10 protein-coding genes are annotated in these 10,037 nt (G+C 57.0%); 7 read left to right on the forward strand and 3 right to left on the reverse strand.

All coding sequences use genetic code 11. The features are described 5' to 3' along the window. The first annotated feature begins 144 nt into the window (after positions 1–144). The 3 genes from BK665_RS20075 to BK665_RS20090 all read left to right on the forward strand — a co-directional run bounded on the left by BK665_RS20075 (position 145) and on the right by BK665_RS20090 (position 3,214). Entirely contained in the window at positions 145–1,290 is a 1,146-nt protein-coding gene (locus BK665_RS20075; RefSeq protein ID WP_123408367.1) for a MalY/PatB family protein, read from the forward strand. A gap of 305 nt (positions 1,291–1,595) precedes the next feature. Then, positions 1,596–2,495, forward strand: a complete 900-nt coding sequence (locus BK665_RS20085; RefSeq protein WP_123408369.1) for a DMT family transporter — start codon at positions 1,596–1,598, stop codon at positions 2,493–2,495. Between the two features lie 101 nt (positions 2,496–2,596). Next, a complete protein-coding gene (locus BK665_RS20090; protein ID WP_123408370.1) occupies positions 2,597–3,214 on the forward strand; it encodes a methyltransferase domain-containing protein in 618 nt (205 codons plus the stop codon). A 44-nt stretch (positions 3,215–3,258) separates the two neighbouring features. On the opposite strand, the gene BK665_RS20095 is transcribed toward BK665_RS20090, so the two are convergent. After that, entirely contained in the window at positions 3,259–3,624 is a 366-nt protein-coding gene (locus BK665_RS20095) for a glyoxalase superfamily protein (protein ID WP_123408371.1), read from the reverse strand. 313 nt (positions 3,625–3,937) lie between these two features. On the opposite strand from BK665_RS20095, the gene BK665_RS20100 reads away from it, so the two are divergent. The 4 genes from BK665_RS20100 (at position 3,938) to BK665_RS20115 (ending at position 7,318) form a co-directional block, all read left to right on the forward strand. Continuing rightward, the gene (locus BK665_RS20100) at positions 3,938–4,795 is read left to right on the forward strand and encodes an SDR family oxidoreductase (protein ID WP_123408372.1); all 858 of its coding nucleotides are present in this window, start codon (positions 3,938–3,940) and stop codon (positions 4,793–4,795) included. A 74-nt stretch (positions 4,796–4,869) separates the two neighbouring features. Beyond that, positions 4,870–6,216, forward strand: coding sequence for a cation:proton antiporter (locus BK665_RS20105; RefSeq protein WP_123408373.1), 1,347 nt, complete (start codon positions 4,870–4,872; stop codon positions 6,214–6,216). 22 nt (positions 6,217–6,238) lie between these two features. Beyond that, positions 6,239–6,661: a hypothetical protein gene (locus BK665_RS34920; protein ID WP_259699635.1), complete on the forward strand. Its 423-nt coding sequence runs from the start codon at positions 6,239–6,241 to the stop codon at positions 6,659–6,661. A 180-nt stretch (positions 6,662–6,841) separates the two neighbouring features. After that, complete coding sequence (locus BK665_RS20115; protein WP_123408374.1) at positions 6,842–7,318, forward strand: PA2171 family ribosome-binding persister protein; 477 nt, start codon at positions 6,842–6,844, stop codon at positions 7,316–7,318. Positions 7,319–7,381: 63 nt separating this feature from the next. Here the strand turns inward: BK665_RS20115 and BK665_RS20120 are convergent, their stop codons facing one another. Both BK665_RS20120 and BK665_RS20125 read right to left on the reverse strand, forming a co-directional pair. Further along, positions 7,382–7,918: a hypothetical protein gene (locus BK665_RS20120; RefSeq protein ID WP_123408375.1), complete on the reverse strand. Its 537-nt coding sequence runs from the start codon at positions 7,916–7,918 to the stop codon at positions 7,382–7,384. Positions 7,919–8,000: 82 nt separating this feature from the next. Beyond that, positions 8,001–9,923 (reverse strand): hybrid sensor histidine kinase/response regulator, encoded by a 1,923-nt coding sequence (locus tag BK665_RS20125; protein ID WP_123408376.1) that lies wholly within the window; start codon positions 9,921–9,923, stop codon positions 8,001–8,003. Positions 9,924–10,037: the final 114 nt, after the last annotated feature.

Below are 10,037 nucleotides of genomic sequence, written 5' to 3' on the forward strand. Positions count from 1 at the left end.
ACCACCGCTTTCGCGAGCAAGCCCGCTCCCACAGGGATTTGTGTGTTCAATCAGTGCTGAATATTTTTGCCTGGGATCACCAGAGGTGAGGGTTGAGGCTTATCATGGCCGCCGTGATTAACCCTGCCTTCTATGAGACCGCGCATGACCTTCGATTTCGACCAGGTGTTCGACCGCCACGCAACCGGCAGTACCAAATGGAGCCGCTACCCGGCCGACGTGTTGCCGATGTGGGTCGCGGACATGGATTTCGCCGCGCCACCGGTGATTATCCAGGCCCTGCAAAAACGCCTGGAACATCCGTTGCTCGGCTACAGCGTGGCCCCGGACAGCTTGCGCGACGCCATCGTCGCCGACCTCTGGAATAAATACGCCTGGCGCGTGCTGCCTCAGGAGCTGGTGTTCCTGCCCGGCGTGGAATCGGGGTTCAACATGGCGCTGAATGCGCTGCTCGAACCGCAGCAGAACGTGGTGGTGCAAACGCCGAACTACCCGCCGCTGCGCCATGCACCGGGTCACTGGGGGCTGAACAAGGTCGAGCTGGAATTTATCGCCCAGGCCGACGGCTCCTACGCCACGCCCCTCGACGCCTTACGCCAATCCCTGATCGGCGGTGGCGCGCTGCTGCTGAGCAACCCGCATAACCCGCTGGGCAAAGTGTTCCCCCGGGAAGAACTGCAAGCGGTGGCCGATATCTGCGTGGAACAGGACGCCTGGATCATCTCCGACGAGATCCACGCCGAGCTGTGCTACGACGTGCGCGTGCATATTCCTACCGCATCCCTGAGCCCGGAAATCGCCAAACGCACCATCACCCTGATGTCGGCGAGCAAGGCCTACAACATCGCCGGTCTCAAGACCTCGTTCATGATCATTCAGGATGCGGCGCTGCTGTCCCGGGTCAACCACGCTCGTTGCGGCCTGGTCGACAGCGTAAACCCGCTGGGCATGGAAGCCACCCGCGTGGCCTACACCGAAGGCGGGCCTTGGCTGGCCGGGCTGATGGCGTACCTGCATGGCAACCGAGACTATCTGCTGGACGCGGTGCGTACCCGGTTGCCGGGCGTGACCATGAACGTACCCCAAGGCACTTACCTGGCGTGGCTCGATTGCTCGGCGCTGGGGCTGGAGGATCCGCAGCGGTTCTTCCTGGAACAGGCCAAGGTCGGTTTGAGCGCCGGGCTGGACTTTGGCGATCACAGCAAACAGTTCGTGCGCCTGAACTTCGGCTGCCCTCGGGCATTGCTGGAAGAAGGCATTGCGCGGATGGAGCGCAGCCTGAAAGCCTGACCCACCCCCTGTAGGAGCGAGGCTTGCCCGCGAAAGCGTAGTGTCAGTCGATGATGATGGTGACTGACACACCGTCTTCGCGGGCAAGCCTCGCTCCTACAGGGGTAATAAATAAACACTCGAATATCGCCATTAGCATATGCAAAAAAAGTATATACCCAGCGATTGGATCCAAAACGTTAATTCTAAAGGCTATTCTCTCTTTGAGCTTCTCGCGGCAAAGAAACATTCATAATTACCCCCATTGACCAAACAAGTAGCCTGCTTATAATCAGCCACCTCTTGGATGGAAGGCGCAGGTTTCTATGGACAGAAAAGTTATCACCTCAAATGTGCTGTTGCTGGCGGCGGCAGTCATTTGGGGGTGTGCGTTTGTTCCGCAAAAGATAGGCATGAGTTCAATCGGCCCCTTCTGGTTTACCGGATTGCGCTTTGCCTTAGGCACGCTGCTTATCATTCCCCTGCTGTTTTTTGAAAAGACCAACCGGACGCTTTCGTGGAAAGATTGGTCAGCGGGTATTCTCATCGGTTTGATATTGTTCGGCGGCATCAACCTGCAACAGATAGCCCTTAAATATGCATCGGTCGCTAATACCGGGTTTATCACCGGATTGTATGTCGCCCTGGTGCCTATCCTCTGCAGCTTTTTAGGTCATCGATATTCCGTGGGCGTATGGCTGGGTGTCGCCATGGCAACCGTTGGCTTGTACCTGCTGAGTGTCCATGGCAACTTCAATGTCAATCCGGGTGACTTATTGACCTTGGCAAGTGCTTTCTTCTGGGCTTTCCAACTCATTGCACTTTCAACATTCGGACATCGACTGCCTTCTATCAGACTGGCCATTGTGCAGTCGGGAACATGCGCCGTTCTTTCGTTGGCCATCGCCATTGCCATCGAACCTGTCTCTCTGGACATGGTTAATAACGCCGCCATCCCTCTCCTGTATGGCAGCGTATTATCGGTCGCTATCGGATTCACCCTGCAAATCCTTGCCCAACGCCATATTAAAGCCGCGCACAGTGCAATCATTCTGAGTATTGAATCGGTGTTTGCCGCATTTGCCGGATGGCTGATTCTCAGTGAATCGCTGGGACCAAAGGAAATCGTCGGCTGCGCACTTATATTGGTTGGCACGTTGCTGTCTCAGTTGTCACCGGAAAAACAACCCAAAGCAAAATCGAATCTGGCCCAGCAAACCGTGTAACGCCAGATTCGCCGGCCAAATTTCAAGTTGTTGTTGCTGAGCCAAGTCGTCGGTGTACCTGCGATTTTCGTGTTCCATTTGCCTGAAACCAAGGAGAAGGTATGAGCGTTACACAGAAAGAGAGGCTGTCAGACGACGAGCGCGAGTCGCTCACGGCTGATCCGGAGCGCCAGGATGAGGCCCACACCAAGGGCGCTTACGATTACTTGTCCGATAACACATTGGCCGCTCGTTATTCGGTGATATCGGGCTTGATCGAACAATATGATTGCGAGCACATCCTTGATATCGGCTGCTATGTCGGCGGACTCAGGGGCGCGATCAATCGCAACAGGGCTTACCACGGCATTGATATTTCCCCCCATGCCATTCGTGATGCCAAAGAGAAATACGGCCATTATTCCCATACCACTTTCAGTGTTGGCGATATTCGTACGGAAGCACTTAAGTTACCGCAGTACCCTTGCGTGGTATGGGCCGGTATTGGTTTCGGTTATTCCGACAAAGACAGTCGATCCTTCGCCGACTTGTTCCAGAAAGCCTGGGAATTATGCAGCGATGATGGATTGTTGATTTTTGAATGCATTGAAGACTACGCCTGGGTCCAAACACACATCGAAGCAACCAGTCGTTTGCTGACGGCGTTCCATGTGACTTATTCGCTGGCGTCCGTGCATAATCGCCGGGCTGTTTTCGTGGCGAGAAAAGTACTGAAATAAAAAGTGCTAACATAAAAAAACGCTGCAGCCAAAGCTGCAGCGTTTCAGTGATTACGATTTTGCTGGCTGACAAATCTTATATGGTTGCCAAATGGATCATCCAACTCAAGCACCTGACTTTGGCTTGACGTTAATAGTGAAAGCTTATTGGCCGGCAGCCTGGACTTAAGTTCGCCATACAATGCATCGAGGCCATTGACCGGTATCAATATCGTCGCCCCGGGTTCGGCATCACCTTCATGTTCCGTTAAATGCAGGACCAATGAACCCCGACTGACTTGTAAATAGGCGGGATAATTGTTTTGTCGATGCTGCCAGTCTATCGAAAACCCCAGACAATCCACATAGTATTCGCGAGCCAGTTTTTCAGAAGAAATCTTGAAGATTGGAATTGCGTTGGATAGCTCCATGCTTACCTTACCGCGTCTCAGTGGAAATCGGCTGTAAAAATACAGTTCGGATTTAAGACGGTCAAGCGCTTTAACTTGTACAGAACTGAACACGACCTATAAGTATTAGGCTCGCACTGAGTCGTATTAAGAAATTAAATAGTCAACTTCGCGCGCGCCCTCGAACTTCCTGTTTAGTTAACCCCCTCCCGCCATGGCCAACGAAACATTCCCTCGGTGAACATCCAACCGAACTCCTCGCAAAAAGCCAGGGTCAACCTTCCAGGAGCGGCAACCGCCCTCGCCTTTTTTGCCTTGAGACCGGAGACCGATGATGACTGACTATCCAAAACCTCCCTTCGCCAAACAGCCGCAATCCGTACCCGGCTCGCAAAAGAAAATGGACCCGTATCCCGACTGCGGCGAGCAGAGTTACAAGGGTTCCGGTCGCCTGGATGGCAAAATCGCCCTGATTACCGGGGGTGACAGCGGCATCGGGCGCGCCGTGGCGATCGCCTTCGCCCGTGAGGGCGCCGACGTGGCCATCTCATACTTGAATGAACACGAAGACGCCGAGGAAACCGCCCGTTGGGTCGAACAGGCCGGGCGCCAATGCCTGCTGTTGCCGGGGGACCTGGCGCAAAAAGCCCAGTGCCAGGCCATCGTCAGCCAGACCGTCGAGCGTTTCAGTCGCATCGACGTGCTGGTCAACAACGCCGCGTTCCAGATGACCCACAAGGATTTCGAAGAGATCCCCGACGAAGAATGGGTGATGACCTTCGACGTCAACATCACCGCGATTTTCCGAATCTGTCAGGCCGCGCTGAAACACATGAAGCCTGGCAGTTCGATCATCAACACCAGTTCGGTCAATTCCGACATGCCCAAGCCCACCCTGCTGCCCTACGCCACCACCAAAGGCGCGATTGCCAACTTCACCGGTGGCCTGGCGCAGATGCTCGGGCCGAAGAACATTCGGGTGAACAGCGTCGCTCCCGGGCCGATCTGGACGCCGCTGATCGTCTCGACCATGACCGACGAAGAGGTACAGAACTTCGGGGGCGAAACACCGCTCGGGCGTCCCGGCCAACCGGTGGAAGTCGCGCCGATCTATGTGTTGCTGGCCTCGGACGAAGCCAGTTACATCACCGGCCAGCGCTATGGGGTTACGGGCGGCAAGCCGATTCTTTAAATGGAACCTGGCGCCGATTCCAGAACCCAACACTTCATAGGCCTGCCCGTGCCCCCACCCAGCGAGTGTCCAGCATGAGCTTTATTTTGTGGATGGCCGTGCTGGGCGCGGTGCTGCTGACACTGGCGCTGACTTCGTCGTTCCTGCGCTGGATGCCAGTCACCACCTCGGCGGTGTGTCTGGCGCTGGGGGTGGCCATCAGTCCGTCTGGCATGGGTTTGCTCAATCTGGACATCAAGGACGCGGCGAACTGGATGGAGCACCTGACGGAAGTCGCGGTGCTCTTTTCTTTGTTCGTCTGCGGGCTGAAATTGCGCCTGCCGTTCAAGGATCGCAAGTGGCGCATCGCCTTCGGTTTGGCCGGGCCGGTGATGGTGCTGACCATCCTTGGCGTGTGCCTGTTGTTGCATTACGGCTTTGACCTGGCGTGGGGACCGTCGATGCTGATCGGCGCGATCCTGGCGCCGACCGACCCGGTATTGGCGTCGCTGGTGCAGGTCAACGACGCCAAGGATTACGATCCGGTGCGTTTCGGGCTGTCGGGTGAAGCCGGCCTCAATGATGGGGTGGCGTTTCCGTTTGTGATCCTTGGTTTGCTGTTTCTGCAACAGCCGGGCGATTCCAGCGCCTGGCTCAACGGCTGGGCGTTGAAAAGCCTGTTATGGGCGGTCCCCGCCGGTTTGCTCACGGGTTACTGGATGGGCCACGGCATCGGACGCGTGACCTTGTCGATGCGCATCCGCAATGCCGACAGCACCTTTTCCCCCAATGATTACCTGACGCTGGCGCTGATTGCCCTGGCCTATGTGGCGGCGGAATCGATCCACGGTTACGGTTTTCTCTCGGTGTTCGCTGCCGGCCTGGGTTTGCGTCAGGCTGAGGTCAAATCCACCGGCGACACCCAGACCCCGGCCGAGCACCTGGTGCAACCTTTGGTCAATCACCAGAACGTCGAGCCCGAAGCAGCGGTGCATGGTGATGTGGAAAACCTCGAAGACACCCAGGTCGCGGCCGGCATCATGATGGGCGACATGCTGGCGTTCGGCAGCTTGGTGGAACGGGCCATGGAAGTGTTCCTGGTGACCTTGCTCGGCGTGGTGCTGGTGGCGCATTGGGACTGGCGGGCACTGGTGATGGCGTTGGTGCTGTTTTGCGTGATTCGCCCCTTGAGTGTGTGGCTGATCCCTTGGGGGCGCTTGCTCGATGGGCGGCAACGTTCCTTGATCGGCTGGTTCGGCATTCGCGGTATCGGCAGTTTCTACTACCTGTTCTACGCCTTGAACCACGACCTCCCGCCCGCCGTGGCGACGCTGTGTACCGACCTGACCCTGTCGATGGTCGCCCTGAGCATTCTGATCCATGGCATCAGCACCCAACCGATGCTGGCCCGATACGAACGGCTGAATAATCAAAAATCCTGATGACTTTTTACGATAGCCCCCTATGCATCCATCCATTTTTGCGCCTGAAAAGAATGAAATTTCCAATCACGGCCAGCGGTCACACGATTATCCAGCCCTTGTGGCTACCCCTTTTTTCAAGGTGAACGCTATGAAGTACTTCTCCGCCCCGTTAAACCCAGTAGACCCAGAGGCTCGCCGCAACTTCGCACTGGAATGCAATCGTCTGTTGTTCGAAGAAGCGCATCTGCTGAGCCGGGAGGCATTTGAACTGCTGGAAAAAGCCGAGCTGGATGCCGAGTTATTCACCCAATACCAGGCGTTGCGCCAAAAGGCTGATCTGAAGTTCCAGGAAGCGATTGATCATTTGCGGCTGATTGAAGAAGAGTTTCCGTCGGCGCAGACCCTGGCCGCGCTGCGTTCGAAAGCGGCGGGTGGCAGTTTCGATTCGCTCGATCTGCACTGAGCGCCACCGTCAATTCATGCACCTTGCACGGCAAAAAAACCTGACAGCTCCTATAACCTGTTGTTTTTCATTTGTTTTATGCATGGTCGAAATCAGGCACGGGAAATGCTCCAGCACTGTAGGCGACTGACGACACCCCGATCGTCTGCGCTGTCCCGTGACTTGAATAGAGGATCGACCATGAACGCCATTGACCTGTTGAAAGCCGATCACGAACGCGTGAAAGGCATCCTGAGCCAGTTGAGCGAATCCACCGACCGCGCGATCAAGAAACGCGTGGAGTTGATCGGCAAACTGGAAATGGAGATCACCATCCACACGCGTCTGGAAGAGGAAGTGCTGTACCCGGCGTATAAAAAGGCCGGTGGCAAGGAGCAGGACGTCATGTATTACGAAGCCAAGGAAGAACACCGCACCGTGGATTCCCTGGTGCTGCCGGACCTTAAAGTCACCGACCCTTCCACCCCCGAATTCGCCGGCCGGGTGAAGGTGGTCAAGGAATTGCTGGAACACCACATCGAGGAAGAAGAAACCGAGATGTTCCCCCAGGCCAAAAAGCTGCTGGGCAAAACCACGCTTGATGAGCTGGGCCAGCAGATGGAAATGCTCAAGGTGCAATACAAGAAGGAAATGGCGGCGGCCAATCTGGCGGCTTGATCGCAAGCGTGGCGAGAAACCTGTGGCGAGGAAGCTTGCTCCCTCGCCACAACTGCCTTTCTCCTAAGCCCCAGGATTGGTGACCTGGATGTAAAACGCATAACTCCCCAACAACATCCAGAACGTCGCGAAAATCCATGGCGTGCGCACCGAAAACAGCAATGACTTGCGATAGCCCTTGTGGCTCGATTCTGTTTCGGCGAACAGCGGCGACTCGTCGTAAGCCAACCCCATCAACGGTTCGCTGCTCAGCAACTGGCTCTGTTTGAAGTGCCAGTGATCGATGATGTCGTAGGCAGCACGAATCCCCGGCCAGGCGTTCAATGAGCTGAGTACCCCCAGCAGCGCCAGGAACGGCGGCACCACCAGCGTAAACAGCTTGCCCCATTCCGGGTTGAGGTTGGCCATGCAGGACGCGAAGGCAATCACCAGGAATGATTGCGCCGCCAGGTAGGCATCAGTGCGGTTGGCCAGGATGCTAGTTTCGTACTGGATTTCCCGGCGATAAAAATCCAGGCGTTCCTTGGGCGAACCGAACATCTTGGCGTTGTGTTCAGTCAGGGCTTCTTCAGCCGTGGGTTCGGTCAAAATTCTTGGCACGACGTTCTCGCACAGAGTGGAAAACGTTTAGAAGAGCCATGAATGGGCAAAGTTCAGCTGGATCGGGCCAACTGAAGGCCCGTCATTTCATCGCCTGGGAAATGATTTCCACCAGATGCACTTGGGTAAAGGGTTTGGACAGGCGCGGCAGTTCGGTCACGAAGCCTTCCAGGCGTTCGGCGTAGCCGGTGGCTAGAATGATCGGAAGATCCGGCTTCAGGTTGCGGATCGCCTGCGCCAGTTGCGCGCCATTCATTTTCGGCATGGCCATGTCAGTGATCACCAGATCAATGGTTTGACCGCTGTCGAACGCTTCCAGTGCCTGGGCGCCGGAAGCGGCGCTGATCACCCGGTGGCCCAGGTCCTCAAGCAACAGGCTGGTACTGGTCAGCACCAGAGTGTCGTCATCCACCACCAGTACGGACAGGCCCGGGACCGGCGACATGGCCGGGACCTCGATCGTCGGTTTGGCGACCGAGCCTGGGGTCGCGACAGGCAGCCAGAGCTCGGCGATGGTGCCAACGCCCTTCTCGCTCTTGAGAATGAACCGTCCACCCAGTTGCGCGATAAAGCCGTGGACCATCGACAACCCCAGGCCAGTGCCCTTGCCGACGCCTTTGGTGGTGAAGAACGGATCGGTGGCCGACGCCAACGTCGTCAAGTCCATGCCCTCTCCCGTATCGGTGACCGACAGGCACACGTAGCGGCCCACGGGCAAGGATGACCGGGCCGGATCGATGACCACCTCGGTCCTGGCGCTGATGACCATTTTCCCGCCATGGGGCATGGCATCCCGGGCGTTGGTCGCCAGGTTCAGCACCGCCAGTTCGAGCTGGTTGACGTCAGCGATGGCGGGTTCCAGATCCGGGGCGAAGCGTGTCTCAAGGGCTACCGAAGGCCCCAGGGAACTGCGCAACAGTCCGGTGATGCCTTGGATCAGCGCCGGTATCTCGACCGATTCGGTCTTGAGCTCCTGGCGCCGGGCGAAGGCCAGCATGCGCTGGGTCAGGGACACGCCGCGCAGGGCGCCCTGGGTGGCGTTGTCCAGCAAGCGAATGATCTTCGGCTCGTCCCCCACCCGTTTACGCACGATTTCCAGATTGCCGAGGATCACCGTCAACAGGTTGTTGAAGTCATGGGCGATGCCGCCGCTGAGTTGCCCGATGGCCTGCATTTTCTGCGCCTGGAACAACGCTTCGCGGGTTTGCTCAAGGGCATGCTGGGCCTGGGTTACTTCGGTGATGTCCCGAGTGATCTTGGCAAAGCCGAGCAGCGTCCCCGTTTCGCCCCAGATCGGGTCCACCACCACATGGGCGAAAAACTGCGTACCGTCCTTGCGCACGCGCCAGGCCTTGTTTTCGAATCGACCTTCACGCGTCGCCGTCTCCAGCGCCCGCTGCGGTTCGCCGGCTTCGCGGTCATCGGGGGTATAGAACATCGAAAAATGCTTGCCGATCACTTCTTCCGGGCGGTAGCCCTTGATGCGCTGGGCGCCAAGGTTCCAGTTGGTCAGGTGTCCGCTCGCATCGAGCATGTAGATGGCGTAGTCGGTGACGCTCTGCACCAGCAGGCGAAACTGCTGCTCGCTTTGCTTGAGGGTTTCCTCGGCCATCTTGCGATCGGTGAGGTCGCGGGTGATCTTGGCGAAACCGAGCAACTTGCCTGAAGGGTCGATGATCGGGTCGATCACCACATGGGACCAGAAGTGCGTGCCGTCCTTGCGCACCCGCCAGCCTTCACCTTCGAAGCGTCCTTCCGTTATCGCCGTGTCCAGGGCCCGCTGGGGCAGCCCGGCCAGACGATCCGGTTCGGTATAGAAACGCGAAAAATGCTCGCCGAGAATCTCCGCTTCCTCATAGCCCTTGAAGCGTTTGGCCCCGGCGTTCCAACTGGTGATGATGCCATCGGGGTCGATCATGTAGATCGCATAATCCACCACGGCATCGATCAACAGCCGGAATCGACTGTCCTCGATAGCACTGGTTTTTGTCCGATCACCACTCATTGATCCATCCCGGCATTGTTGTTTCATGGAGTATGCGATAAACCGCGCGATTGGAAAGACAAATCCTGGGTTTGGAAGTTCTGGGTGGAGTGATGGTCACAGAGCTTCTATTCT

Origin of the sequence: Pseudomonas frederiksbergensis (assembly GCF_003732665.1) — a bacterium.
Taxonomy (GTDB): domain Bacteria; phylum Pseudomonadota; class Gammaproteobacteria; order Pseudomonadales; family Pseudomonadaceae; genus Aquipseudomonas; species Aquipseudomonas frederiksbergensis_G.